The sequence below is a fragment of the Kitasatospora sp. NPDC059827 genome (assembly GCF_042731675.1).
In the GTDB taxonomy this organism is placed as follows: Bacteria; Actinomycetota; Actinomycetes; order Streptomycetales; family Streptomycetaceae; genus Kitasatospora.
Map to the genome: position 1 here is coordinate 1 of NZ_JBHWIV010000071.1, position 26,599 is coordinate 26,599.

Below are 26,599 nucleotides of genomic sequence, written 5' to 3' on the forward strand. Positions count from 1 at the left end.
GGTCAGCGCCGCAGGTGCTGCACGGCGCGCGGGCCGGCGGCGGGCGCCCCGGTGCGCGCCGCAGCGGTGTTCGGTGCGGCCGCGCCCGGGCTGCGCAGGGTGTCGGGCCGGAAGCGGCCGCTGTACACGTCGGTGGAGTTCAGCGGGGCGCCGCTGTTGGCCGTCACCAGCACGGGGCGGATCCGGTGGCCGTCGGTGATCAGGGCCTGGTAGTCGCCGAGGAAGTGGCCCCCGGCGTACGGCGCCTGGAGCCAGTCGAAGACCGGCGAGATCTGCCGCTCGACCGGACTGTTCTCGCCGCCGCGCGGGAAGCTGAGCAGCCAGGCGGCGGTGGGCAGCGTGGTGGTGTCGTTCGGGGTGAGGTAGCGCAGGTCGTAGTAGCTGACGGCGACGGTGCCGTCGGCCGTCACGGTGATCGACGGGGTGAACGCCGGCGCGCCCGGGGCCTGGTTGAGCCGGGTCGGGCCGCTCCAGGTCCGGCCGCCGTCGGTGGAGTGCACCAGCTGGATCGCGTCGTACCTGCCGCCGGTGGACTCCGAGCCCTCATAGGCGAGGTACAGCTCGCCGGTCTGCGGGTCGATCGCCACGCTGGGCAGTCCGGCGCCGGCCCGGAGGGACTTGGTGGCGTCGGCGGGCGCGTTCGGGTGGACCTCGGGGACGGAGGTGTCGGCGGCGACCCGGACCGGTCGGCTCCAGGTGCGGCCCTGGTCGGTGGAGCTGACCATGCCGAAGTGCACGTCGCTGACGGTGGTGGCGGTCGCGTCGGTGAAGGTGATCCAGTCGAAGAAGTCGTACAGCGTGTCGGTGCGCGGGTCGACCACGATCTGGTTGCCGATGGTCTGGGTGTTCGGCGTCGTGGCCGTGATCACGAAGGGCTTCGCCGGGGTCCAGGTCCGGCCGTGGTCCCGGGTGACGGACAGGTAGCCCGGCCCGTCGAAGACCGGGGTCGGGCCGGTGGCCTGGTCCACCCGGTCCCAGACCTGGTAGGCCACGCCCGGGTGCACCGGGTCGGCGGTGACGGCGTTCTTGTCGTCGGTGATCGCCGGGTCGTCGTCGCCGATCAGTTCGGTGACGTGCTGCCAGCTGCGCCCGCCGTCGGTGGAGGTGGCGGCGGCCACCGCGCTGCGGGGCGTGGTGGCGTCGAAGACCAGGGCGCTGGCGTACGCGGTGCCGTCGGGACCGAAGCTCACCCAGCCGTCGGAGGCCCGCTGGTAGGCCAGCCCGCCCGGCGCGCAGTGGGTGAAGGGCAGGGCCGTCTGGGTGAAGTGCACGCCGTCCGTGGTGTAGCTGGAGCTCAGGCCCCGGGCACCGCCGTTGGACCAGCGGTCCTGCTGGTAGACGGTGATCGTGTTCGCCGGGTCGAGCGGGTTGGCGGCGGCGTACGGTTCGTCCTCCGCGCCCGGGTAGTTGGTGCCGTCGCCGTCCGCGCCGAGGTCGCAGGAGGCGTACGGATCGCCGGGTGAGATCACGGCGAGCGGTGCGCCGGGCGAGGTGTCGGGCGGGTTCGTACCGTCCGTGGCCGCGCCGGCCGGGGTGCCGACGGCGACGGCGGCGAGGAGGAGCGCCGCGGTCGCGGTGGCGAGCGGTGCCCTGGTGCGGAACTGCATGGAGACCCCCATGGTCGTCGGCGGTACGTGCCTGGTGTCCTGGGTGGTGCCGCGCTGTGCTCTGCTCCGGTGCCGAACGGGAGCCGGCGCCCGGTCGGGCGTGCGTGTCGCCCGTCCGGTCGGCCGCGATGCCCGGTCGGCCGGTCGCGATGCCCTGTCGGCCGGTCGCGATGCCCTGTCGGCCGCGCGAGTCTAACCAGCCGGAGGGGGCGCGCCAACGGTCCGCGCGCGCTCCCTTACCAAGTCCGCACCATCGGCCGCCGTCCCCGCCCTGACCTGCGGTTATCCGTGCGCACCCAGGCCGCAGCCCGGACGGTCGACCGTCCGGGCGCCCGTCGCGCGGATATTCGGTTTCCCGTGTCGTACCCCCGTTCTAGGGTGCTCCCGAACCGACCTGAGAGAGAGTCCGTTGAGCCGAACCTTTCGCGTCGACCTGCGCGGCATCGTCGACCTCCTGAGCCACCACCTCTACACCAGCCCGCAGGTGTACGTGCGCGAGCTGCTGCAGAACGCGGTGGACGCGATCACGGCCCGGCACCCGGGCGCCGCCGCCACGGCGTCGCGGGAGGCCCGGATCGCGATCGCCTCCAGCGATGCCAACGGCGACGGCTCGCTGACCATCAGCGACAACGGCATCGGCCTCACCGAGGCACAGGTGCACGAGCTGCTGGCGACGATCGGGCGCAGCTCGAAGCGCGACGATCTGGGGTTCGCCCGGCACGAGTTCATGGGGCAGTTCGGCATCGGCCTGCTCTCCTGCTTCATGGTCTCCGACGCCATCGAGGTCACCACCCGCCGGGCCGGCGAGCCCACCGTGCGCTGGCACGGCTCCTCGGACGGCGGCTACACCGTCGAGCTCGCGCCCGCCGACGAGCAGCGCGCCGAGCCCGGCACCACCGTCACCTTGCGCCCCCGCCCCGGCTGCGAGCACCTGCTCACCCGCCGGGCCGTCACCGAACTGGTCGGCCACTACGGCGCCCGGCTGCCGCACCCGGTCACGGTGGACGGCACCACGGTCACCGGCGGCCCCGCCCCCTGGGACCGCCCCGAAGGCGAGGGCGAACCGGCCCGCCGCGCCCGCCTGGAGGCCTACTGCGAGGAGGTCTTCGGCTTCGCGCCCTTCGACGTGATCGACGTGGCCACCGCGGAGGCGGGCCTGCGCGGCGTCGCCTTCGTCCTGCCGATGCCGGCCAACCCGGCCGTCCCGGCCGCGCACCGGGTGTACCTCAAGCAGATGCTGCTCGCCGAGGGGGCCGAACGCCTGCTGCCGGAGTGGGCCTTCTTCGTACGGTGCGTCGTCGACACCTCCGAGCTGCGGCCCACCGCCAGCCGGGAGGCGCTCTACGAGGACTCCCTGCTGGAGGCGACCCGCGACGCCCTCGGCGACCGACTGCGCGGCTGGCTGGTGCGGTTGAGCCGCCAGGAGCCCGCCCGGCTGCGCTCCTTCCTGCGCGTCCACCACCTGGGCGTCAAGGCGCTGGCCCTGCACGACGACGACATGCTGCGCCTGGTGGCCGAGTTCTGGCCGATGGAGACCAACGTCGGCCCGCTCACCCTCGCCGAGTTCACCGACCGCTACGGCCTGCTGCGCTTCACCCCCTTGCTGGACGAGTTCCGGCAACTGGCACCGGTGGCCGCCGCGCAGGGCCTGGCCGTCGTCAACGCCGGCTACGTGTACGACGCCGAGCTGGTCGACCGGCTCGCGACGGTGGACCGGGCCCTGGAGGTCGAGCAGCTGCGCGCCGCCGACCTCACCACCCACCTGCAGCGCCTCGACCCGGCCGACGAACAGGCGATCGCCCCGTTCCTGGCCGTGGCCGACCGGGTGCTCGACCGGCTCGGCTGCGACCTGCTGGTCCGCTTCTTCGAGCCCTCCGGACTGCCCTCGCTCTACCTCCTGGACGAGGAAACCGCGTTCCAACTGGACGTCCAGGGGGCCCGGGAGCAGGTGGACGAGACCTGGGCCGCGATCCTCGGCAGCTTCCAGGCCGACACCCCGCCCCGGCCCCGGCTGGTGCTCAACCACCGCAACCCGCTGGCCCGCCAGGTCCTCGCGCTGGCCGACCCGGAGCTCCAGGGCATGTGCCTGGAAGGCCTGTACACCCAGGCGCTGCTGCTCGGCCACCACCCGCTGCGCCCGGCCGACACCGCGGCCCTCAACCAGTCCTTCCTCGGCCTGATCGGCCGGGCCGTCGCCGGAGGTGCGCGATGAGCCGTACCGAGAAGGAGCTCCGCCGGCTCTACGACAGCACCTTCGGGATGCCCACGGGCGCGGCGAAGTTCGCCGCCCTGGAGGAGGTGATCCGGCACGCCGACGCGCTCGGCCTGGTCGAGTTCGCCTTCGACGTGCGGATGTCGGCGACCTCGGTCTTCCAGCACAGCTGGGCGCCGGAGAAGGCCTTCCTCACCTTCTCCTGGTGCCTGGCGGCCTACGACCGGGAGCCGCACCGCTTCGGCTCCGGACACGAGCACACCCTGCTGTGGCAGTTCAAGTGGATGGTCTACAGCGTCTACCAGTACCCCGAGATCCCGCTGCAGCGGGGGACGGACCTGCTCGCCGACATGGAGCGGCGCTACCGCCGGGGCGGCCACAGCATGCACGCCGTCCTCCAGCACCGCGGCGAGGCCGCGCAGTCCATCGGCGAGGTCGAGCGGGCCCAGGCCCACTACGAGGAGATGGCGCTCACCCGCCGGGACGCCCTCTCCGACTGCGCGGGCTGCGTGCCGAGCAGCCAGGTGCAGACCCTGGTGGCACTCGGCCGGGACGAGGAGGCGATCCGGATCGGCGAGTCGGCGGTCCGCTCCGGCTGCACCGAACAGCCGCAGCTGATCTACTCCGAGCTGCTGCTGCCGTTCCTCCGCTCCGGCCTGGGGGAGCGGGCCGTCGAGGCGCACCGCGCCGCCTACCGGAGGATCCGCGACAACCCGCACCACCTCGGGGAGTTGGCGCTGAACCTGCTGTTCTGCGTGCACAGCGGCAACCTCGGGCGCGGGCTCGACCTGATCGAGCGCCACCTCTCCTGGCTCGACCGGCCGCGCACGCCGCTGACGGAGATGGAGTTCGCGGCCGCCGCCGCGGCCGTCCTGTCCCGCAGCCAGGAACAGAACGGCGACGGCGACGTGGTGCTGCGCTTCCCCACCGTGGAGGGGACGCGGCGCCCGGACACCCGCGTGGCCGACCTCGCGGTGGAACTGCGCGAGCGCGCCCTCGGCATCGCGGAACGCTTCGACGCCCGCAACGGCAACACCCACCAGAGCACTCGAATACGCGGCTGGATGGATGCCGGCCCGATCGGCGAGCCCACACCGCTGTCGGTCTTCGAGCGCGACCTGAACTCCCGCAGGGGGGAGGGCCTCCGCGGCCTGCTCGACCAGGTCGCGGCCCGGACGGCGGCGGGCGACCTGACCGGAGCGGCCCGCACCCGGGCGGCCGCCGCCGCGGCGCTGCTCGCGGACGAGCAGTACGCCGAGGCCGCGGAGGCTGCCGAGGAGGCCGTTCGCGAGCTCGACCGGCTCGGCCTGACGGTGGACGCGGCAGCCTGCCGGTGGGTGCTGGCGCGCGCCTACCGGATGCACGGTGGGAGCGGCACCGGCGCCCGGGTACTGCGCGACCTGCTGGACGCGGACCCGTGGGGGCAGGAGCTGCGGGGCGGTGGCCCGGTGGCGCCGCTGTCGGTGCCGGTGCCGGTGCGGGTGCCGGAGCCGGAGCCGGAGCCGGTGCTGCCATCGCTGCCCTCAGCGCCCTCGCTCCCGTCGCGCCCGGAGGTCGAAGCCGCCCTCGGTCGGTGGCTGGGCTACGGTTCCGAGGGCGCGGCCCGGGGGCTCGCCGCAGCGCGTGGCTTCGCGGCCGCCGGGCGGGAGGAGGAAGGGCTGACGGCACTCGGCGAGGCGCTGGCCCGACACCCGGACGCCGACGCCGAACCCGTGGACGGCGTCCTCGCCGACCTGCTGGAGGAGGCCCGTACGGTGCTCGACCGGCTCCTCGGTGCGGCCGGTGTGCCGGGCCCGGTCGTCGCGTCCACCGTCGTCATCCTGATCGCCTACGCCGAGCACCTGCGCGCCGTCGGGCGGTTGGAGGAGGCTGCCGACCGGTTGCGGGCGGCCCGCGCCCTGCTCGACGCACACCCGGACACCGAGGCTGCCGAGCGGCGGGGCACGGTGCTCACCGATCTCGGGGAGGTGCAGCTGCAACTCGGCGACGTGGCGGGCGCCGAGGAGTCCGCCCGCGCCGCCATCGCACTGTTGGACGAGCCGGACGAGGCCTGGGAGGAGGCCCTGCTGCTCGGCAAGGCCCTGCGGGCCCGGGGCGCCGAGGAGGAGCTGACGAAGGTCCTGGCCTACCACGGCCTGGACCGGGAGGACCTGGACGATTGACCCGACCAGAATCAACTGACCAGATTCACCTGACCTGACCTGACCTGACCTGACCGGGTCCGACTGCTACGCGCCCGACCGCGCGGTGGCGCGCCTACCGCCCGCTCTCCCACAGGGCGAGCTGGACGGTCCGCAGGGCGGTGGCCGACTGTTCCCAGCCGTGCCACCAGAACAGCCCGCCGTCCTGGCTGGCCTCGGCGGCGAGCGCGGTCAGGTGGGTCCAGGGGCCGGGCGGGATGCCGAACCGGGGCCGGGCAGCGAGCCGTCGGGCCGCCTCGGCCTCGACCGGGACCATGCCGACCAGCGGGAACGGCGTGCCGTCCGCGGTCCGGCCGGTGCCGCTCAGCATCGGGTGGAGGGTGATCGGGTCGAGCAGCAGGGTGAGCTCGGCGCCGGGCACCGGGGCCGGGCCGTCCTGCCAGCCGAGGCGCCGGCCGCTCGACCCAGCCTTGGGCATGGGCCGTCCGTCGAGGGTGACGCCGTCCACCGCGATCCGCAGTCGGGTGCCGGTGTCCGGCCGGGACGGCAGCCGCAGCCGGTAGTCGCCGTACAGGCAGGGCGGCACGTCCGGCAGCGACTGGTCGAAGGGGACGGTGACCGCGTCCACCTCGAAGCCCGTCACCTCGAAGCCTGCCGGGCCGAGCAGCACCGCCGCGGTGACGGGTTCGCCGTCGACGCTGACGTCCAGGCGCGGGAGCGCGCCGGGGGCGTCGGACACCACGTCCACCCGGACGCCACCGGCTCGGTACCCGCCCACCAGGTCGGCGAGCGGCGGAGTCTCCGGCAGCGGGTACTCCGTCAGGCGGACAGCGCGTGCGACGGAACCCGCAGCACCGCCGACACCGGTAGCGCGGACGGTGCCGACGAGTCGGCGCCGGCCGTCCCGACCGAACTCGGTGCGCAGTTCGCCGCCGCTGCCGTCCGGCTCGCGCCAGCGCAGCGCGCCGCGCTCGTAGCGCGGGTCGGCGATCCGGCGGCCGTCGACGTGGACCCGGTGCCGGGGCGGGTCGGTCGCGCGGCCCAGGACGTAGACGGAGAGCTCGCCGTCCGGCGTGCCGTACAGGCCGGTCCAGGGGTAGAGGGCGTCATCCAGAACGGAGTCCAGGTCCTGGCGGAGCGACGGCCAGGCCGTGATGCCGTCCCGCAGCAGTGCGCGCGCCTCGGACTTGCGGGTGAGCAGGGTGCGCAGTCGCCGCGCGGCCTCCGGGGCGGGCCGATGCTGTACGCCGCGGACGGCGGCCTGGAGGGCGAGGTCCTCGCGCCGGGACAGCAGGGCGCGTTCGGCCGCGCCGAGCTCCGGTGGCGCCCAGTCGGCGACGGCGGCCGCGGGCTCACGGATGTAGCGTGCGCGCAGGGCGCTGTCCTCGCCGAGGGCGAGGACGAAGCGGGCGCCGGGCGTGTCCTCCTGCCAGTGGTACGCGGCCGGAATGCGGAAGTCGGCGAAGCCGTCGAGGGCGGCGAGTTCGCGCGGGCCGTACTCGTCGATGGTGCGCAGCGGCCCGTCGGGCGGGCGGACGGTCTGGCCGGGCTGGAGCAGGCCGAGGCGGCGGAGCACCTGGGGGTCGGCCGGCGCGGCGGCGGTGGGGGCCAGGTACCAGGTGGAGGCGCTGGTGACGGTGCGCTGCACGGCCGGGTCGCGCAGGGCGGCGACGGTGTGCTCGGCGGTGACGGGCGCGAGGCCGCGGTAGCGGGCGCCGATGTAGTTGACCACGGTGTGGTCCGGCCCGTAGACCTCCTCCAGCCGGTCCAGCAGGACGGGCAGGTGCCGGTTGGTGAACCCGGCGCGCTGGTAGTCGAGTTCGCCGACGATGCCGACCTGCCAGAGCACCAGGTGCAGGCCCGGGTCGATGCGCCGGCCGCGGATCAGCAGGTCGGAGGCCTCGAAGGTCTGCATGCCGGGGGTGCTCGGGTCCACCCCGAGGTCGGCGCAGAGCACGTCCAGGGCGCTGATGCCGGGCCGCATCACGGCGCGGTGCCCCTCCCGGCGGGCGATCCGGACGGCGCGGTGGGAGGAGAGCACGAAGATGCCCGGGTGGCCGTAGAAGACCGCGGCCACCCGCCGCCCCGCGCGGACGAAGTGCAGCACGGCTTCGGACATCTGGACGTACGTCAGGTAGCGGTCCTTGGCGTCGTCGTAGAGGACGCCCAGGTCGTAGGCGTCCGGGCGCCAGGCGTTGATCCGGACCACGGTGGCCGGGTCGGCCACGCAGTGGAAGACGTGGTCGGCCTCGCGAAGCAGGCGCTCGTCGGCCCGGGTGAACCCGGCCGCCTCGATGCCCGAGCCGAGCACCGTCAACTCGCCCTTGGCGCAGCCGGATTCACCACCGCATTCATCACCGCATTCATCACCGGAATCACCGCCGGGCCGGCCGGCGGCGGCGATCGCGCGGGTCAGTTCGGCCCACCGTTCCTGGTGTTCGTGCCGGGACGGGAAGCGGTCGAAGGGGCGGGTGTAGTGATGGCCGGAGGGCAGGTCGTGGTCCATGCGCGCGGCGCGGCCTCAGACCGTGTCGGGGGCGTGGGCACCCTCGGCGGCTGCGACGGTGACCTGCGGAGTCAGCGCGTCGACCAGGAGCGGCGGGTCGAGCTGGACGTACGTCTGCACCACCTGCGGTGCGGGCTCCGCCAGAGCGGTGGTGGTGTCGAGGTCGAAGCCCATCTGGGTGATCTGCGGCGTCGGCGGATCCATCTGGATGACCTGCGGCAGGGGGCTCTGCGGCAGTGCCCCGGCGGTGGCGAGGTCCGTAGCGGTGTCACCGGCCAGAGTGAGGTCGAAGTCCACGTCGATGTCCACGACGTCGACGGGCAGGCTGTTCGTGGTGAGCGTGAGCACGGCGGTCACTCGTCCCCTCGGGGCCATGGTGGAAGGCGAGTTCATGCTACTGATCAGGCGTTCGGTCGAACAGGGGCCGAGGTCCCGACTCGACCCCGGGCGGGGCCCCGCCGTCAGGCAACCGGCCCAGCCCCGCGCGCGCCCGCCGACCCGGCCTGGTGAGCTGTGCGGGGAGCCCGCCACCGACCGGCCGGCCTCCCGGACCGCCCGAAGGAGACCCCGTGCCGGACCCGACGACCTCGTACGCCGACCTGCGCGCCTTGGTGATCAACTGCACCCTCAAACGCTCCCCGGAGCGCAGCCACACCCAGGGCCTGATCGACGTCAGCACCGGCATCCTGCAACGCCAGGGCGTCGAGGTCGAGGTCCTCCGTGCCGTCGACCTCGACATCGCCACCGGCGTCTGGCCCGACATGACCGAACACGGCTGGGACACCGACGACTGGCCGGTCATCTACTCCCAGGTGATGGCGGCCGACATCCTCACCCTGGCCGGCCCGATCTGGCTGGGGGACAACTCCTCCGTGATGAAGAAGGTCATCGAGCGCCTCTACTCGTGCTCCTCGATCCTCAACTCCGAAGGGCAGTACGCCTACTACGGTCGCGTCGGCGGCTGCCTGATCACCGGGAACGAGGACGGTGCGAAGCACTGCGCGATGAACGTCCTCTACAGCCTGCAGCACCTCGGCTACGTCATCCCGCCGCAGGCCGACGCGGGTTGGGTGGGCGAGGCCGGTCCGGGGCCGTCGTACCTGGACTCGGGCTCCGGCGGCCCGCAGAACGACTTCACCAACCGCAACACCACCTTCATGACCTGGAACCAGCTCCACCTCGCCCGCATGCTCAAGGACGCCGGCGGCGTCCCGGCCCACGGCAACCAGCGCTCCGAGTGGGACGCCGGCTGCCGCTTCGACTTCGAGAACCCCGAACACCGCTGACCTGTCTGAACGGAGGCACACGCCTCTCGTACGCGGCCATGGCAGGACAATCGACAGCAGGTTCTGCCTCCGCATTCGGACGTTCATGACGGCGAGTCGTCATCTCACGTGGGCGTGGGTGTGTGCGTGGCAGGCCGTGAGTGGCTGGGTCGTCTCCTGCTCATGCCGTTCGTGGCTGATCAAGCCCAGCCCACGCATCACGCATCAGCTCGTCAGAAGAACACTCCGCACCGCAGCAGCACGTTCGCGTACGGCCGGGCTTCCCCGGTGCGCACCACCAAGCGCGCCCCCGTGCTCAGCTCCTTGAGCGTTTCGTGCGGCACGTAGGCCAGTTCGGCGAAGGTGCCGGTCAGCAGCCCGTCTGCGGCGGGGTTCGCCTCCCGTACCTCCTGCGCCGCGAGCGCCCCCTCGATCACCAACTCGTCGAGGAGCCCGGCCAGTACGTCCTCGAACGACGGGATCCCCGCCCGGAACGCGAGGTCGACCACCCGGGGCCCGTCCGGAATCGGCATTCCCGCGTCGCACAGGAGCACCTGGTCACCGTGTCCCAACTCGGCGACGGCTCCGGCGAGATGGCGATTCAGAATCCCGCCCTTCTTCACAGCGCCTCGACCTCCTCGGTGGTGGGGAACGATTCCTGGGCCCCCCGCCGGGTCACGGCGACGGCGCCCACCCGGGCGGCGTACGCGGCGGCCTCCACGAGCGAGGCGCCCGCGCCCAACTTCCAGGCCAGTGCGGCCGTGAAGGAATCTCCGGCACCGGTCGTGTCGACGGCGTCGACCTTCACCGGCACGACCCGCGCGACCCGCACGGCCTCCTCCTCGGCGGACGCCACCAACGCGCCCTCCGAACCGAGTGTCACCACGACCGATGCGGGTCCGCTCGCGAGCAACTCCCGTGCCCATGCGGCGGGATCGTCGCCGACGGCCCCGCCGCCCAGGATCACCCGGGCCTCGTGCTCGTTGACGATCAGCGGGTCGCAGGCCGCCAGAACCTCGGCCGGAAGCGCCTGCGGCGGCGAAGGGTTCAACACGAACCTCGTGCCGGACGGCAGTTGCCGTACGACCTCCACGACCGACTCCAACGGGATCTCCAACTGCGCCGAGACCACCCGTGAGGCGTGGAACAGCGGCCCGGCGGCCCGGACGTCCTCCGGCGTGAGCCGCCCGTTCGCGCCGGGCGACACCACGATGCTGTTGTCCCCCGACGGGTCGACGGTGATCAGCGCGACGCCGGTCGGGGCCCCGCCCACCAGGACGCCCTCCGTGTCGACCCCTGCGTTCTGCTGCGACTCCAGCAGCAGCCGCCCGTTGGCATCGTCCCCGACCCGCGCGAGCAGCGCCGTGCGAGCCCCGAGCCGCGCGGCGGCGACCGCCTGGTTGGCCCCCTTGCCGCCGGGATGGACGGCGAGGTCCGAGCCGAGCACCGTCTCCCCGGCTGCGGGCCTGCGCTCGACACCGATCACGAGATCGACGTTGGCCGAACCGACGACCAACACGTCGTAGTCGTACATGAAACTCCCCAATCAGGAAATCCGGAACGGGGCGGCCGGAGCCCCGCTTCCGCGGGCACCCCGGCCACCCCTTTCCCCGTCTCAGCCGCTGAATCCGGCCACGTTCTCCTTCGTGACCACCTTCACCGGCACCTTGATGGTCTGCTCGACCTTCTCGCCCCTGATCGCCTTGACCGCGTTGTCCACGGCGATCTTCCCGAGCTGCGACGGCTGCTGGGCCACGGAGGCGTACAGCGTCCCCTGCTCGACCGCCTTGAGCCCGTCGGGGGTTCCGTCGAAGCCGACGACCTGCACGGATCCGCCGGCCTTGGAGCCGAGCGCCTTCGCCGCGCCGAGCGCCATCTCGTCGTTCGCGGCGATGACACCCTGGACGTCCGGGTGCGCCTGGAGCAGGTTCGACATGACGTCGAGACCCTTCGTCCGGTCGAAGTCGGCCGGCTGCTGCGCGACGACCTCGATCCCCGGGTACGCCTCCAGTCCCTTGGCGAAGCCCTCGGCCCGCTCGCGCGCGGCGGAGGTGCCGGCCAGCCCCTGGAGGACCACGATCTTCCCGCTGCCACCGAGCTTCTCGGCGAGGGCCTTCGCGGCCTGCTCACCGCCGGCGACGTTGTCGGAGGCGACCAAAGCGTTCACCTCGGCCTTGTTGACGCCCCGGTCGACGGCGATGACCGGGATCTTCGCCGCGCCGGCGGCCTGCACGGAGTTGCTCGCCGCGTCGGAGTCCACCGGATTGACGACGATCGCCCCGAGCTTCGAACTGGTGAAGTTCTGCAGCTGGTTGGCCTGCTGCGAGGCGTCGTTCTGCGCGTCGGTGACCGTCAGGTCCACGCCCAGGCTCGTCGCCTCGGCCTGCGCACCCGCCCGGATCTGTACGAAGAACGGGTTGTTGAGCGTGGAGAGCGAGAGGCCGATCTTCTGGGTGCCGGACTTCGGATCGCCGTGCAGGAACGAGGTCGCACCCACGATGGCCACGGCGACGACGGCCGCGAGCCCGTACGTGGCGGCCTGCTTGCCCCGTCCGCCGCCGGGCGCCCCGATCGCCGTGGGCGTGGCCCCGGCCTTGCGCCGCACGGTGTCGAGCAGCACCGCCAGCGCGATGACGACACCGATGACGACCTGCTGCCAGAACGCGGAGACGTTCAGCAGGTTCAGCCCGTTGCGCAGCACCGCGAGGATGAGCGCGCCGATCAGCGTCCCCGACGCCTTGCCCGTACCCCCGGAGAGGGAGGCGCCGCCGATGACGACGGAGGCGATGGCGTCCAGCTCGTACCCGGTGGCGGCCTGCGGCTGCGCGGAGGAGAGCCGGGAGGCCAGGACGACACCGGCGATCGCGGCGAACACACCGGACAGCGCGTAGATCGCCAGCTTCTGCCGGGACACCCGCAGACCCGAGAGCCGGGCCGCCTCCTCGTTGCCGCCGATGGCGTACATGGAGCGGCCGATGTACGTACGGCCGAGGACGAACGCCGCGACGAGTCCCATGGCCACCATGACGAGCACCGGCACCGGCAGCCACCCGCCGAGCGTGTCGCCCAGGTGGGAGACCGAGCCCGGGAACGCGATCGGCGAGCCGTCCGAGATCACCAGTGCCAGACCACGCGCCACCGACAGCATCGCGAGCGTCGCGATGAACGGCGGCAGCTTGCCGTACGAGATCAGGAAACCGTTCACCAGGCCGGCGGCCACACCCGTCGCCAGTGCCAGCAGCACCGCGAGGACCACCGGCACTCCGTGCGCCGTGGCGCTCCACCCCAGCACGGTCGCCGACAGCGCGGCCACCGAACCGACCGACAGGTCGATGCCCGCCGAGACGATCACGAAGGTGACACCGAAGGCGAGGACGGCGGTCACGGCCGCCTGGACACCGACGTTGAGCAGGTTGTCGGTGGTGAGGAAGTCGCCCGACAGCGCCGACATGGCGATGACGAGGACGATCAGCGCGGTCAGTGCGCCGTTGTCGAGCAGCAGACGGCGCAACGCCGCGGCGCCACCGGCGCCCGTACCGCTCTTGAGCGTTTCAGCGGCCACGGGGGGCCTCCAGTTCGGTAGTGGGATTGCTCACGGCCAGCGACATGACCGCGTCCTGCGTGGCCTCGTCGGCGGACAACTCGCCCGCGATCCGGCCCTGGGCCATCACCAGCACCCGGTCGCTCATCCCGAGCACCTCGGGCAGATCGCTGGAGATCATGAGTACGGCGGCCCCGGCCGCCGTCAGTTCGTTGATGAGCTGGTAGATCTCGACCTTGGCGCCGACGTCGATGCCGCGCGTGGGCTCGTCGAGGATCAGCACCTTGGTGTCGGCCAGGAGCCACTTGCCGATGACGACCTTCTGCTGGTTGCCGCCGGACAGCGTGCGCACCTGCTGACCGAGCCCGGCCATCCGTACGCCGAGTTGCCCGGCGATCCGCTCGGCGGCGACGTGCTGGGCCTTGAGGTCGACGATTCCGGCTCGGGTGGCGGACTTGAGGGTGACGAGTCCGAGGTTCTCCTCGACCGACTGGTCGAGCACCAGCCCCTGAGCCTTGCGGTCCTCCGGTACCAGCCCGAGTCCCGCGGTCATGGCGGCGCCGATGTCGTGCCGCTTCAAGGCGGCCCCGGCGACGCGGACCGAACCGCGGTCGTACGGGTCGGCTCCGAAGACCGCCCGGACCACCTCGGTACGACCCGCCCCGACCAGCCCCGCGACGCCGACGACCTCGCCGGCCCGAACCTCGAAGCTGACGTCGTGGAAGACACCGTCCCGGGACAGCCCCTCCACGGACAGCAGAGCGCTGCCCGGGACGGCGCGCTCGCGCGGGTACTGCTGCTCGATGGACCGGCCCACCATCAGCCGGACGAGTTCCTCCTCCGGAGTGGAGGCAGGCACCTGCCCGACCGACCTGCCGTCCCGGATGACCGTGACCCGGTCCCCGAGGGCGGCGATCTCCTCCAGGTGGTGGGTGATGAAGACGATCCCGGCGCCGTCCTCGCGCAGCTTGCGCACGATCACGAACAGCTTCTCGACCTCCTCGGAGGTCAGCACGGCGGTCGGCTCGTCCATGATCAGAACCCGCGCGTCCAGGCTCAGCGCCTTCGCGATCTCGACCATCTGCAGGCGCGCGATGCCGAGTTCGCGCACCCGCGCGCGGGGCGACACGCTGACGCCGACGCGCTCCAGGAGCTCCGAAGCGTCCGCCTCCATCCTCTTCCGGTCGATCATCCCGAACCGGCGCGGCTGGCGCCCCAGGAAGATGTTCTCGGCGACCGTCAGATCGGGGACGAGGTTGAACTCCTGGTAGATGGTGGCGATCCCGAGTCGCTCGGAGTCCTGCGCACCATGGATGCGGACCTCCTCACCACCGACCAGGACGCGGCCCTCGTCGGGTGTGTGGGCGCCGGAGAGCGTCTTGATCAGGGTGCTCTTTCCCGCGCCGTTCTCACCGAGCAGCACATGGACCTCGCCCCGCCGCAGGTCGAAGTCGACGCGGTCCAGCGCGACCACCCCGGGGAAGGTCTTCCGAATGCCCTCGATGCGCAGCAACTCGTCCGGGTCGCTCACGACTGGCTCCTGTTCGTCACGGGGGTCTCGGTCACGGGGGTTTCGACCACGGGGGTTTCGGTCGCCGGGGCTTCGGTCGCCGGGGTTTCGGTCACCGGGGTCTCGCCGCACGAGCGGCGAACGACGAGACGGGCGGGGAGCGTCACGGATCGCGGTGTCCGCCCCTCGATGCGGTCCACGAGCGCGCGCACGGCGGCCCGGCCCAGCTCGCCCGTGGGTTGGGCGATCGCGGTGATCGGCGGGTCCGTGTGCACGAACCAGCGGATGTCGTCGAACGCGGCGAGCGCGATGTCGTCCGGCACGCGCAGACCACGGGCGCGTACGGCGTCCAGGGCCCCCAGCGCCATCAGGTTGTCCGCCGCGAACACGACCTGCGGGGGCTCGGCGAGGTCGAGGAACCGCTCGGTCGCCCGTCGGCCGCTGGCGGCCTGGAAGTCACCCTGGCCGATGTACTGGTCCGGCAGGTCGAGGCCGCACTCCGCCAGCGCCTCGCGGAACGCCTCCACACGCTCCTGCCCGGTCGTGGTGGCGGCCGGCCCGGCGATGATCGCCAGCCGCCGGTGCCCCAGCCGGTGCAGGTGCACGACGAGGTCCCGTACGGCACCCCGCCCGTCCGCCCGCACCACCGGCACGTCGACGCCGGGGATCCACCGGTCCACGAACACCATCGGTGTCCCGGCCCGGGCGGCGTCCAGCATGAGCGGCGAACCGCCGTCGGTGGGCGAGACCAGCAGTCCGTCGATACGGCGGTCCAGCAGCGTCCGTACGTGGTGGTCCTGCAGTTCCGGCCGCTCGTCGGCGTTCCCGATGATCACGCTGTACCCCAGCGCCCGCGCCTCTTCCTCCACGGACCGTGCGAGCTCGGTGAAGTACGGATTCAGCACGTCGCTGATCACGAGGCCGAGGGTGCGGGTCTGGTCGGTACGCAGCGACCGCGCCACGGCGTTGGGCCGGTAGCCGAGCGACGCGACGGCGGCCAGCACCCGCGCCCGCGCGTCCTCGCTGACCGAAGGGTGCTCATTCAGGACACGCGAGACAGTCGCGACGGACACGCCTGCCTCGGCGGCGACGTCCTTGATGCTCGGCACAGCCGCTCCACCTCCTCGTGGAATCGATTACATCGATGTGCTCCCACGATTGGAATCGATTACATGCCCGCAGGGCAAGCCTTGAGCGGATGGCTGAAACCTGATTGTGATGAACGCCGTGCCGGTGCCCCCGCCGTTCCGTCGAGAGTGTTGACGCGCTGCATGTGAGCGTTAACACTCTTGTAGCAGGCGGGCGCCGCACCGGGCCCCGGAGCGAAGCCGTAGCGTCCCTCCTGCGGTCGCCGGTCGGAGCCATACGGCCCTTGCGCGTGGATCCCCTGGCCGCTGTACTCCCCGTTCTCTTCTCCTGCGCACGATGGAGTTCGCCATGCCGGCTCACCCGTTCAGTCGTCGCACCATGGTCAAGGCGACCGGCGTCGCGGCCGTGGCCGCAGCCGCCGGCCCCGTCCTCGGCCCCGTCCTCGGCCCCGTCTCCGCCGCGGCGCGGACGCCCCCGGTCAGGTCCGACGTCGGAGTGTCGACGGTCCCGTTCGAGCTGGGTCAGGTCCGGCTCACCAGCAGCCGATGGCTCGACAACCAGAACCGCACCCTGGCCTACCTCCGCTTCGTCGACGTCGACCGCCTGCTGTACAACTTCCGCGCCAACCACCGGCTCTCGACCAACGCCGCTGCCACGAACGGTGGTTGGGACGACCCCGGGTTCCCCTTCCGCACCCACGTGCAGGGCCACTTCCTCTCGGCGTGGGCACAGGCCGCCGCCGCGCTCGGGGACGCCACCTGTCGCGACAAGGCCGACCGGATGGTGGCCGAACTCGCCAAGTGCCAGGCCAACAACGCTGCCGCGGGCTTCTCCGCCGGCTATCTGTCGGGCTTCCCCGAGGCGGACTTCGCCGGCCTCGAAGCGGGCAGGCCGAGCAACGGCAACGTCCCGTACTACTGCGTCCACAAGACCATGGCCGGTCTGCTCGACGTGTGGCGCCTCCTGGGCAGCACCCAGGCCCGCGACGTGCTCCTCGCGCTCGCCGGCTGGGTCGACCGCCGCACCGCCGCGCTCGGCCACAGCACGATGCAGTCGGTGCTGGGCACCGAGTTCGGCGGCATGAACGACGTGCTGGCCGGTCTCTACCAACAGACCGGTGACCAAAGGTGGCTGACGACGGCTCAGCGATTCGACCACGCCGCGGTCTTCGACCCGCTCGCCGCCGACCTGGACCAGCTCAACGGATTGCACGCCAACACCCAGGTGCCCAAGTGGATCGGGGCCGTCCGCGAGTACAAGGCCACCGGGACGACCCGCTACCGCGACATCGCCGCCAACGCCTGGGCGATCACCACCGGTTCGCACACCTACGCCATCGGCGGCAACAGCCAGGCGGAGCACTTCCGGCCCGCGAACGCCATCTCCGGCTACCTCGCCGACGACACCTGCGAGCTCTGCAACTCCTACAACATGCTCAAGCTCACCCGGGAGCTGTGGCAGCTGAACCCGGATCGGGCCTCGTACTTCGACTTCTACGAGAAGGTGCTGCTCAACCACGTCATCGGCGCCCAGAACCCGGCCGACCCGCACGGCCACATCACGTACTTCACCTCCCTCAACCCGGGCGGCCGCCGGGGCAAGGGCCCGGCCTGGGGCGGCGGCACCTGGAGCACCGACTACGGCACGTTCTGGTGCTGCCAGGGAACGGGCATCGAGTCCAACACCAAGCTGATGGACTCCATCTACTTCCACGACGGCACCACCCTCACGGTGAACCTGTTCCTCCCGTCCGTCCTGGACTGGACCGAGCGGGGCATCACGGTCACCCAGACCACCGCGTTCCCGGCCGAGGACACCACGACGCTCAAGGTCACCGGCAGCGTCGGCGGGACGTGGTCCGTGCGCGTCCGCATCCCCGGGTGGACCTCGGGCGCCATCGTCAGCGTCAACGGCGTCGCGCAGAGCGTCGCGGCCACCCCGGGCACGTACGCCACCCTCACCCGGTCCTGGGCCTCCGGCGACACCGTCACCGTGAAGCTCCCCATGCGGGTGGCTCTCGAAGCCGCCAACGACAACCCCGGTGTCGCGGCGATCACCTACGGCCCCGCCGTCCTGGCCGGCGACTACGGCAGCACCGCGCTGTCCGCCCTCCCGGCCCTGGACGCCACCACGATCACCAGGACCAGCAGCACCGCTCTCGCCTTCACGGCCACCGCCGACGGAGCGACGGTCGACCTCGGCCCGTTCCACGACGCCCAGGGCTTCAACTACACCGTCTACTGGCGGACCGACAGCGTGGGCTTCCGTCTGGTCAACGCGGCCAGCGGACTCGTCCTCGGCATCCAGAACATGTCCACCGCCGACGGCGGCCTCGCCATCCAGTGGGGCGACAGCGGAACCGCCGACCACCTCTGGACGGCCGTCCCCGACACCGGCGGCTACCTGCGGCTGCGCAACTCCAACAGCGGCAAGGTCCTCGCCGCGGAGAACGGTGGCACTGCCAACGGCACCCGGATCGTCCAGTGGGCCGACAACGGCGCCGCCGACCACCGGTGGCGCCTTCGCCCCGGCGGCGGCGACACCTTCAGGATCGAGTGCGCCAACAGCGGCCGCGTCCTCGGCATCGCCGGTGCCTCCACCGCCTGGGGAGCGCAGGCCGTGCTCTGGGACGACAACGGCACCGGCGACCACCTGTGGCGGTCCATCTGATCCGGCGCCGGCGGCGTCCCGGCCAACTCCGTTGCACCGTAGAGGAATCGACGTGCCGCTCGGGGGTTTGGCGCGGCGTGTTCCTGGCGAACTATCTCCACCATGGGCTTGTCACCGATTGCCGCTCATCCTGCTGTCGCTGTCTTTCGTGAGCCCCGAGGCGGGTGGCCCGTCCCGGTGCTGGGCCCCCTGGTCGACGCCGCGGCGCAGCGGGCCGCCCGCGTGCTGGCCGGCGTGGAAACCCATGGCAGACCCGTCGAGCGGACTGCCGCGCTGCGGCAAGCCACCGCGGTGACGCATGACCTGGTGGCCGCGCTGTCGGCGCTGGCTCCGGCCGTGGCCGGTGAGGACGTGCCGGCGGAGTCGACGAGCCAGTCGTACTTCCGGGTCCGTGAGGTGGAGCTGTCGGACCAGCAAGCCGCCCTGCACGGCGTCCTGGTCGTCCACCGCGGATTGGAGGATCTCTGCGAGGCGCCGCTGTCAGGTGCCGATCTGACGCTGGAGGTGGCCGGGATGCGGCAGTCGGTGTTCGACCTCACGGGCGCGTCGCCGGCCGCCGGAGACGTCACCGACTCCCTGCCTCCGGCAGCCGTTCCCGGGCCCAGCACGGGGCCGTCGCCGGAGAGCGTCTGGAGCGCCCGGTGGCTGATCGGGCACCAGGTCCACGTCCTGTTCAACGTCTGCGCGGCTGTCGCCGTGGCCGACGCCACGGGCCGGCTGCGGGACGGCGACCTCGACTCCGCGCTGGGGCGGCTGGCGGACGCGACCGTGTACGTGCGCGGCTTCCCGGCGGCCATGAACCACGCCAGTACGATCCCGACCGACCACTACATGGCGGAGATCCGCCGGACCATGGCGCCGCCGTCGACGGACGTCCCGCTCAGCGGGCGCCAGCACCGCGGGTACAAGCTGTTCCGGGCGGCGATGAGGGACCTCCTGACGGTGCTTCCCGATTCATACGAGCAACTGGCGGCCCGCGCCCCCGAGCTGGCCGAGGCACGGGGCGCCCTCCTGGAAGCCGACATCGTGGACGCCGAACGGCACGTCACCCTGGCCTACTCGATGGTGCACCTGCGCCGTTCCATCGCCCAGCGGCCCGAAGGACCCGACAACGCCGTCGCCGAACTGCGGCTCATGCGCCACCGCCGCGCGGCCCAGTACGCCCCCTTGATCCGGTTCGGGGACCACTACATCGCCGACGCCGTCGCCGGCCTGCGCCACCTGTGAGCCCGGCCCCCGTCGTCCGCACCACCGGAAGGAGACCTGATGTCCGGCACCCCACGGAACACCGCCGCCGTCGCCGACTGGAACCTCGACCCGGCCGACGCGGACGCCTGCGAGCGTCTGGCCCGCACCCTGTCCGCCGCCGGGCACGACCAGGTCGACAGCCCGGAGTGGGTGGCGAGGGCCCGGGATGCTTGGGACGAACTGCCGCTGCCGCTGCGCCGCGCGGTGCGCCGCTTCCGCAGGCACTCCGGCCCGCACGGCACCCTGGTGGTCGGCGGCCTGCCCGTCGACCGGACGGCGCTGCCCCCGACACCGGCCGTACCCGGCTCGGTCCAGCGCCGGGCCACCGTCCAGGCCGCGCTTCTCACCATGGTGGCGTGCGGGCTCGGCGAACCGCTCGCCTACCGGGCCGAGAAATCCGGCGCCCTGGTACAGGACGTGGTGCCCGTGCCCGGGCAGGAGACCTTCCACGGCAACGCCGGATCGGTGCCGCTCTCCTTCCACACCGAGAACGGTTTCCACCCCCACCCGCCCGACTACGTGGTCTTCCTGTGCCTGCGCGCCGACCACGACCGAGTGGCCGGCATGCGCGTCGCCGGTATCCGCCGAGCCCTGCCGCTCCTTACTCCGGCCGACCGCGAGGCCCTGTTCGCCCCGGAGTTCATCACCACACCGCCACCTTCCTTCGGCCCCGGCCCCGGCCCCGGCCCCGACGCCGACGCCGCGAACGGGAGGGGAGCCGAACCCCGAGGGGTACTGTCGGGCGCGGCCGAGGACCCCGACATCCGCATGGCCCAACTCGTCACCACCCCGCTCACCCCTCGGGCCGCAGCGGCGCTGGCCGAGTTCGGCCGCGCCTGCGAGGCGAGTGCCCGCACGCTGCGCCTGACGCCGGGCGACCTGGTCGTCCTCGACAACCGCGTCACCGTCCACGGCCGTACCGCCTTCCAGCCCCGGTACGACGGAGCGGACCGCTGGCTGCAACGCACCTACGTCACCACCGATCTGCGCCGCTCCCGCGACCACCGCCCCCACGACGGCCACGTCCTCGCCCGCTGACCGGCCCCGGAGGGCGGTGTCCGCCCTCGCGGCGGACCGCGCCCGGCTGTCGCGAGCGTGTTGACGATCGCCTGCCCGCACGCCGCGGGTCGTCGGTCGGGGAGTGACCTCCCGGCCTCCTCTGCCGTTCTCCAGGAACAACTCCGGTGTTCTCCAAGCCGGTTCGTCCTGTTGCTGCGGAAGTCAGAAGGCACCCATGAATGCGACCGACCTGCGGACCGGCGCCGTCGTCCCGACTCAGGCCACCCGGCCCAGGAGAGACGTGCGCGTCCTGGTGGTCGGCGCGGGCTTCTCGGGCATCGGTGCCGCCGTCCGGCTGCGCCAGGCGGGGGTGCGTGATCTCCTCGTGCTGGAGAAGGCGCCGCAACTCGGGGGCACCTGGCGGGAGAACACCTACCCGGGCTGCGCCTGCGATGTGCCCTCGACGCTCTACAGCTACTCGTTCACCCCGGACACCGCCTGGAGCCGGGTGTTCGCCGGGCAGCGGGAGATCCACTCCTATCTGCGGGCGACGGCCGAGCGGCACGGGCTCGGCGAGGTGCTGCGCTTCGGCGTGCAGGTGCGCGGGGCCCGGTGGGATCCGGTGGCCGGGCGCTGGCTGCTGGAGACCAGTGAGGGGCCGTACAGTGCCGAGGTGCTGGTCCTGGCCACCGGACCGTGGCACGTTCCGCGCCACCTCGACGTCCCCGGGGTCGAGGAGTTCACCGGGCCGGTGCTCCACACCGCCCGGTGGGACCGCAGCGTCGACCTGACGGGGCGTCGGGTGGGCGTGGTGGGCACCGGCGCCTCCGCCGTGCAGCTGGTCCCGGCCATCGCCTCCCGGGCGGCCGCCGTGCACCTCTTCCAGCGAACCGCCCAGTGGGTGCTTCCCAAGCCCGACCTGCCGGTGCCCGCGGTGGCCAACTGGCTGCTCGACCACCTGCCTTGTTCCCGCAAGGCGCTGCGCGCCGGGCAGTACGCGCTGCAGGAGGGCTTCGGCTACGCCTTCCGCCACCCGCGCCTGGCCCGCCTGCTGGAGACGGGGGCGCGTGCGCACCTGCGGCTCACGGTCCGTGACCGGGCACTGCGCCGGGCGCTCACGCCCACCTACCGACTGGGCTGCAAGCGTCTGCTGACCTCCAGCACCTTCTACCAGGCCCTCGCCCAGCCGCACGTCCACCTGCACCCCACCGCCGTGGCCGCCGTACGCGGCGACGAGGTCATCGGCGCCGACGGCACCACCGCCCGGGCGGACGTCCTCGTCACGGCCACCGGTTTCAGCATGGGCGAGCCGCCGCTCGCCCGGAGCCTGTACGGCAGCGGCGGCCGGACGCTGCACGACACCTGGGGCGGCGAGCCGCAGGCGTACCTGGGGACCACCGTCAGCGGCTTCCCCAACCTCTTCCTGCTGCTGGGCCCCAACCTGCTCGGGGGCTCCACCTCCGCGATCACCGTCCTGGAAGCCCAACTGGCCTACCTCACCGACGCCCTGGCCCACCTCGACCGCGACGACCGGCGGGTGCTGGAGGTCCGGGCCGCCGCGCAGGCCGCACACAACGCGGCGGTGCAGGACGCGTTACGGACCACCGTGTACAACTCCGGTGGCTGCACCAGCTACTACTTCACCCCGAGCGGGCGGAACACCTTCGCCTGGCCTTGGTCCACCGGGCGGCTCGTGCGACGGCTGCGCCGCTTCGACCCCGCCGCCTACACCTTCCACGTACCCGGGCCCCCGCCCTCGCCCGCTACGGCAGGGTGGGAAGGCCAGCGGCGGTTCGTCGAACCGGGGAGTGCCCCGTGACGGGGTCAGTGGCCGGGGGCGGTGCGGGGTGGGGTGGGGAGGACGCGGAAGGAGAGGCCCGCTGCGGTGAGGCGGTCGATCAGGGGGCGGCCCATGGCGACCGCCGTGGTGAGTTGGCCGGCCAGTGGGGGCAGGTCGTCGTAGGCGAGGCAGAGGGCGGACTCGGCGAGCATCTTGGCCGTCTCCTGGTAGCCGGGGTCGCCGCCGGTGACCTCGGTGAGGAGGGTGCGGCCGTCGTGGGCCCGGGCGGCGAAGCGGACGGCGAACCAGGAGCGGGCCCGCTGTTCCGGGCCCGGGCCGTCGCCGGGCTTGCGCAGCCGCTCCAGGGCGTGTCGCAGCGTGGGGAGTTGGGCGGCGAGGGCGAGCGCCGCGACGGCGGTGAGGCCGGCGAGGGCGACCGGCAGCCGGCGCACCGCCGCGTAGTGGGCGTAGCCGAAGTCCGGTCCGTACGCGTCCAGTGCGGCGGCCGAGCGGGACACCACCTGGGGGTCGATCGTGGGCAGCGGAACGGCCCAGGCACGGGCCGCCCGGGAGTGGTGCGGTCGGCCGGTGGGGGTGCGGACCAGCCGGCCCTTCGGTCGGGGTTCGGCGGCGCGGCGCGGCGGGCGCGGGCGGCCCGGGCCATGGCCCGCGGCCGGGAGAGGGCCGTGAGCGCGGAGGCGAAGGTGCCGCCGGAGACGGTGCCGCCGACGCGGACGAAGCCCTCGACGGAGAGCCGGGCCACCGGGCCGCCGCGGCGGACCAGTTCGTCGACGGTGAAGAGCACGCCGAGGTCGTGCGGCACCGAGTCGAAGCCGCAGGCGTGCACCAGCCGGGCGCCGCTGGCCACCGCCCGCTCGTGGTGGCGGAGGTACATCCGGTCGACGAACTCCGGCTCTCCGGTGAGGTCCACGTAGTCGGTGCCGGTGTCCGCGCAGGCCGCCACCAGCGGCTCGCCGTGCCGAAGGTAGGGGCCGACGGTGGACACCACCACCCGGGCCGAGGCGGCCACCTCGCGCAGCGCCCGGTGGTCGGCGGCGTCGGCCACCAGCAGCGGGAGGTCCGCGCAGCGCGGGTCGATCCGCGTCAGCCGCGCCCGGACGGCGGCGAGCCTGCGCTCGTCCCGTCCGGCGAGGGCCCAGCGGCAGCCCTCGGGTGCGGCCCGGGCCAGGTACTCGGCGGTGAGCCCGCCGGTGAACCCGGTGGCGCCGAACAGGACGAGGTCGTACGGGCGGGGCTCGGCCATCAACGTTCCCTACTCACGGGTAATCGACTGCGCCGCCACGTTAGGAGCCCGGCGTGGCACTGTCAACGGTCCCGCTCCGAGCGCCGGGCCGGGGTCAGAGCACGTCCGCGAGGAACTGCCGCAGGCGCGGGCTGCGCGGTGCGTCGAAGACCGCCCCCGGTGGGCCGGACTCGACCACCACCCCGTCGTCCATGAAGGCGACGGTGTCGGAGACCGAGCGGGCGAAGCCCATCTCGTGGGTGACCACCACCATGGTCATGCCCGCGCGGCCGAGGTCGGCCATCAGGGACAGGACGCCCTTGACGAGCTCCGGGTCCAGGGCCGAGGTCGCCTCGTCGAAGAGCATCACCTGGGGTTCCATGGCCAGCGCGCGGGCGATCGCCACCCGCTGCTGCTGGCCGCCGGACAGCCGGGCGGGCCGCACGTCGGCCTTGTGCCGCAGGCCGACCAGGTCGAGTTGGCGCAGGGCGGTCCCGGTCGCCTCCTCGCGGGAGAGGCCCCGGAGCTTGCGGAGCGGGAGGGTGAGGTTGCGCAGCACGCTCAGGTGTGGGAAGAGGTTGAACTGCTGGAAGACCATGCCGACCTGGCGGCGCAGCAGGTCGGGGTCGCGGTGCAGGACGCTCTCGCCGTCCAGCAGGACGTCGCCGCGGTCGGGCTCCAGCAGGCGGTTGATCGTGCGCAGCAGGGTGGACTTGCCGGAGCCGGAGGGACCGATCACGGAGAGGGTGTGTCCGGAGGGGACGTCGAGGTCCACGCCGCGCAGGATCGGGGTGCCGCCCAGGGACAGGTGGAGGTCCCGGGTGGCCAGGCTGACCGGGGAGAACGGCGTACGGGTGGCGGTGCCGGCGGCCGTCGCGGTGGGGCTGGTGGCCGTCGCGGTGGTGCCGGCGGTCTCGGTGGGGCGGTGGTCAGACACGTGCCGCTCCTTCGGGCGCGGGGGTGGGCTCGGGCGAGGGCCGGGTCTCGGAGGGGGAGGGGGCGGCCGGTGCGCCGCGTCCGTGGCGGAGCCGCCGGTCGACCACGTTGACCAGGTGCGTCAGCGGCACGGTGAGCAGGAGGTAGAACAGGCCGGCGAGCACCAGCGCGGACTCGTTGCCGGTGGTGGCCGCGGAGTCCTGGCCGATCCGGAAGAGGTCGCGCTGCTCGGCCGTCAGGCCGAGGAAGTAGATCAGGCTGGAGTCCTTGATCAGCGAGATGAGCTGGTTCACCCAGGCCGGCAGCACCCGCCGGACGCCGAGCGGCAGGATGATCAGCCGCATCGCCGCCGCGTACGAGAAGCCGAGCGCGCGCGCCGCCTCGAACTGGCCCGCCTCCACGCTCTGGATCCCGGAGCGGAAGATCTCCCCGAAGTAGGCGGCGGCGATCAGGGACAGCGCGAGGACCCCGAGCGGGTACGGGTCCGGCCCCCAGATCTCCATCCCCTGCGGGGCCAGCCCCACACCGATCAGCAGGATGGTGACCGCGGCCGGAAGACCGCGGAACACGTCGGTGTAGACCCGGGCCGGCCAGCGCAGCCAGCGCGTCCGGGCGATGCCGGCCACCGCCAGCAGCAGCCCCAGGACGGTGCCGATGACGGCCGAAGTCACCGCGAGGATCAGCGTGTTGGGCACGCCGGTGGTGAGCAGGTCGGAGATCGCGGAGCGCATCGATCCCCAGTTGAAGAACGTCTCCGCCAGCGTGCCCAGCTGGTCCACGTCGGCCTCCTTGTCGTCCGGTAAGCGGGTGAGGGGGTGAGGGGATGAGGGGGCGGGGTCAGGGAGTCGGGGACGCGCCGGCCGGTGCACCCGTGGTCGGGGCCGCCTTGACGGGCGGGTAAGTGACCGAGCCGTTGCCGGGCTTGAAGCCGTCCGGCACCGGGCGTCCCGGGTAGTACTGCTCCTGGAGGCGGGTCCAGGTGCCGTCCGTGATCACCTCGTCGAGGGCCTTGTTCAGCGCGGCGAGCAGTTCGGGGCGGTTCTGGGCGACGGCGAAGGCGGTCGGCGCGGAGCTGAGCTGCTTCTGGGCGAGGACCACCTTGCCGCCGCTGTCCTGGGCGCTCTTCTCGCCGATCTCCGCGGGCGAGATCCAGGCCTCGGCCGTCCCGGCCTTGAGCTGGTTCAGCGCGCCGTTGTAGTCAGGCACGCGCACCGGGTTGAGGTTGTTCTTGGTCGCGTAGTCGTCCTGGACGGTCCCCTGGACGACCACGACGCGCTTGCCCGCCAGCTGGTCGAAGGCGGTGATCGGCGAACCGGCGGGGACGTCCAGGCCGAAGTAGCCGAAGTCGTAGCCGTTGGTGAAGGCCACCGTCTTCTTGCGGGCCTCGGTGACGGTGATGGACGAACTGCCCACGTCGAACTTGTGGTTGGCGACCTGGGACAGCAGCGACGAGAAGTCCGTCGCCGCGAACTCCACCTTGAGGCCGGCCTTGGCGGCGACGGCGGTGAACAGGTCGTTGTCGAAACCGGTGAACTTGCCGTCCTTGAGGTACACGTTCGGCGGCGCGTCCGAGAGGGTGCCGACGCGTATCGTCCCGGGAACGGACAACTGGTACGGATTGTCGGCGGACTTCGCGCCCGAGGAGCTGCCGCCGCAGGCGGTGAGCGAGGCCAGGGAGGCGAGAACGGCGAGAGTGGTGACGAGAACCCGGCGCGGGCCCATGGAGGCTCCAGAGGTGTGGTGGTGAGGGGAGGCGCCGCCGACCGGCCAGGCCCGGGTTCGGTCCGGGTTCGGTTCGGTCCGGTCCGGGACATACGGGGACCGGGGGCCGGGACCGGGGAGGACCGGGGCA

At 72.7% G+C, this 26,599-nt stretch carries 18 protein-coding genes and 1 pseudogene; 7 read left to right on the forward strand and 12 right to left on the reverse strand.

What is annotated here, in order from left to right; all coding sequences use genetic code 11:
- Positions 1–2 precede the first annotated feature (2 nt).
- Positions 3–1,607: a neuraminidase (sialidase) gene (locus ACFV8H_RS31785; RefSeq protein ID WP_380406897.1), complete on the reverse strand. Its 1,605-nt coding sequence runs from the start codon at positions 1,605–1,607 to the stop codon at positions 3–5.
- Between the two features lie 409 nt (positions 1,608–2,016).
- Here ACFV8H_RS31785 and ACFV8H_RS31790 point away from each other — a divergent pair, with 409 nt between their 5' ends.
- Positions 2,017–3,819, forward strand: coding sequence for an HSP90 family protein (locus tag ACFV8H_RS31790; RefSeq protein WP_380406899.1), 1,803 nt, complete (start codon positions 2,017–2,019; stop codon positions 3,817–3,819).
- Positions 3,816–5,981, forward strand: coding sequence for a hypothetical protein (locus tag ACFV8H_RS31795; RefSeq protein WP_380406901.1), 2,166 nt, complete (start codon positions 3,816–3,818; stop codon positions 5,979–5,981). Before ACFV8H_RS31790 ends, ACFV8H_RS31795 begins: the two co-directional genes overlap by 4 nt.
- Before the next feature lie 94 nt (positions 5,982–6,075).
- Here the strand turns inward: ACFV8H_RS31795 and ACFV8H_RS31800 are convergent, their stop codons facing one another.
- A complete protein-coding gene (locus ACFV8H_RS31800) occupies positions 6,076–8,466 on the reverse strand; it encodes an SAM-dependent methyltransferase (protein WP_380406903.1) in 2,391 nt (796 codons plus the stop codon).
- 15 nt (positions 8,467–8,481) lie between these two features.
- The gene (locus ACFV8H_RS31805; RefSeq protein WP_380406905.1) at positions 8,482–8,823 is read right to left on the reverse strand and encodes a hypothetical protein; all 342 of its coding nucleotides are present in this window, start codon (positions 8,821–8,823) and stop codon (positions 8,482–8,484) included.
- Between the two features lie 212 nt (positions 8,824–9,035).
- On the opposite strand from ACFV8H_RS31805, the gene ACFV8H_RS31810 reads away from it, so the two are divergent.
- Positions 9,036–9,752 (forward strand): flavodoxin family protein, encoded by a 717-nt coding sequence (locus tag ACFV8H_RS31810; RefSeq protein WP_380406907.1) that lies wholly within the window; start codon positions 9,036–9,038, stop codon positions 9,750–9,752.
- Positions 9,753–9,964: 212 nt separating this feature from the next.
- Here ACFV8H_RS31810 and rbsD read toward each other — a convergent pair whose 3' ends face one another.
- The 5 genes from rbsD to ACFV8H_RS31835 form a co-directional block, all read right to left on the reverse strand.
- On the reverse strand, positions 9,965–10,354 hold the full coding sequence (gene rbsD / locus ACFV8H_RS31815; RefSeq protein ID WP_380406909.1) for a D-ribose pyranase: 390 nt from the start codon (positions 10,352–10,354) through the stop codon (positions 9,965–9,967).
- Positions 10,351–11,265 (reverse strand): ribokinase, encoded by a 915-nt coding sequence (locus tag ACFV8H_RS31820; RefSeq protein ID WP_380406911.1) that lies wholly within the window; start codon positions 11,263–11,265, stop codon positions 10,351–10,353. The genes rbsD and ACFV8H_RS31820 overlap by 4 nt, the downstream gene beginning before the upstream one ends.
- An 81-nt stretch (positions 11,266–11,346) precedes the next feature.
- On the reverse strand, positions 11,347–13,293 hold the full coding sequence (locus tag ACFV8H_RS31825) for a substrate-binding domain-containing protein (protein WP_380406913.1): 1,947 nt from the start codon (positions 13,291–13,293) through the stop codon (positions 11,347–11,349).
- Positions 13,283–14,803, reverse strand: a complete 1,521-nt coding sequence (locus tag ACFV8H_RS31830) for a sugar ABC transporter ATP-binding protein (RefSeq protein ID WP_380406915.1) — start codon at positions 14,801–14,803, stop codon at positions 13,283–13,285. Before ACFV8H_RS31830 ends, ACFV8H_RS31825 begins: the two co-directional genes overlap by 11 nt.
- On the reverse strand, positions 14,800–15,891 hold the full coding sequence (locus ACFV8H_RS31835) for a LacI family DNA-binding transcriptional regulator (RefSeq protein ID WP_380406917.1): 1,092 nt from the start codon (positions 15,889–15,891) through the stop codon (positions 14,800–14,802). Before ACFV8H_RS31835 ends, ACFV8H_RS31830 begins: the two co-directional genes overlap by 4 nt.
- A 328-nt stretch (positions 15,892–16,219) precedes the next feature.
- Between ACFV8H_RS31835 and ACFV8H_RS31840 the strand changes: the two genes are divergently transcribed.
- The 4 genes from ACFV8H_RS31840 (at position 16,220) to ACFV8H_RS31855 (ending at position 22,607) form a co-directional block, all read left to right on the forward strand.
- Complete coding sequence (locus tag ACFV8H_RS31840) at positions 16,220–18,541, forward strand: beta-L-arabinofuranosidase domain-containing protein (RefSeq protein WP_380406919.1); 2,322 nt, start codon at positions 16,220–16,222, stop codon at positions 18,539–18,541.
- Positions 18,542–18,718: 177 nt separating this feature from the next.
- Positions 18,719–19,768, forward strand: coding sequence for a hypothetical protein (locus tag ACFV8H_RS31845; protein WP_380406920.1), 1,050 nt, complete (start codon positions 18,719–18,721; stop codon positions 19,766–19,768).
- A gap of 39 nt (positions 19,769–19,807) precedes the next feature.
- Positions 19,808–20,827 carry a TauD/TfdA family dioxygenase gene (locus ACFV8H_RS31850; protein WP_380406922.1) on the forward strand — a complete coding sequence of 340 codons (1,020 nt, stop codon included), beginning with the start codon at positions 19,808–19,810 and terminating at the stop codon, positions 20,825–20,827.
- 196 nt (positions 20,828–21,023) lie between these two features.
- The gene (locus ACFV8H_RS31855; protein WP_380406924.1) at positions 21,024–22,607 is read left to right on the forward strand and encodes a flavin-containing monooxygenase; all 1,584 of its coding nucleotides are present in this window, start codon (positions 21,024–21,026) and stop codon (positions 22,605–22,607) included.
- A 5-nt stretch (positions 22,608–22,612) separates the two neighbouring features.
- On the opposite strand, the pseudogene ACFV8H_RS31860 reads toward ACFV8H_RS31855, so the two are convergent.
- The 4 genes and pseudogenes from ACFV8H_RS31860 to ACFV8H_RS31875 form a co-directional block, all read right to left on the reverse strand.
- Positions 22,613–23,832: pseudogene (locus ACFV8H_RS31860) on the reverse strand (saccharopine dehydrogenase family protein).
- A 94-nt stretch (positions 23,833–23,926) separates the two neighbouring features.
- Entirely contained in the window at positions 23,927–24,748 is an 822-nt protein-coding gene (locus ACFV8H_RS31865) for an amino acid ABC transporter ATP-binding protein (RefSeq protein WP_380406926.1), read from the reverse strand.
- Positions 24,741–25,526 carry an amino acid ABC transporter permease gene (locus ACFV8H_RS31870; RefSeq protein WP_380406928.1) on the reverse strand — a complete coding sequence of 262 codons (786 nt, stop codon included), beginning with the start codon at positions 25,524–25,526 and terminating at the stop codon, positions 24,741–24,743. The genes ACFV8H_RS31865 and ACFV8H_RS31870 overlap by 8 nt, the downstream gene beginning before the upstream one ends.
- Positions 25,527–25,584: 58 nt before the next feature.
- Positions 25,585–26,469 (reverse strand): ABC transporter substrate-binding protein, encoded by an 885-nt coding sequence (locus ACFV8H_RS31875; protein WP_380406930.1) that lies wholly within the window; start codon positions 26,467–26,469, stop codon positions 25,585–25,587.
- Positions 26,470–26,599: the final 130 nt, after the last annotated feature.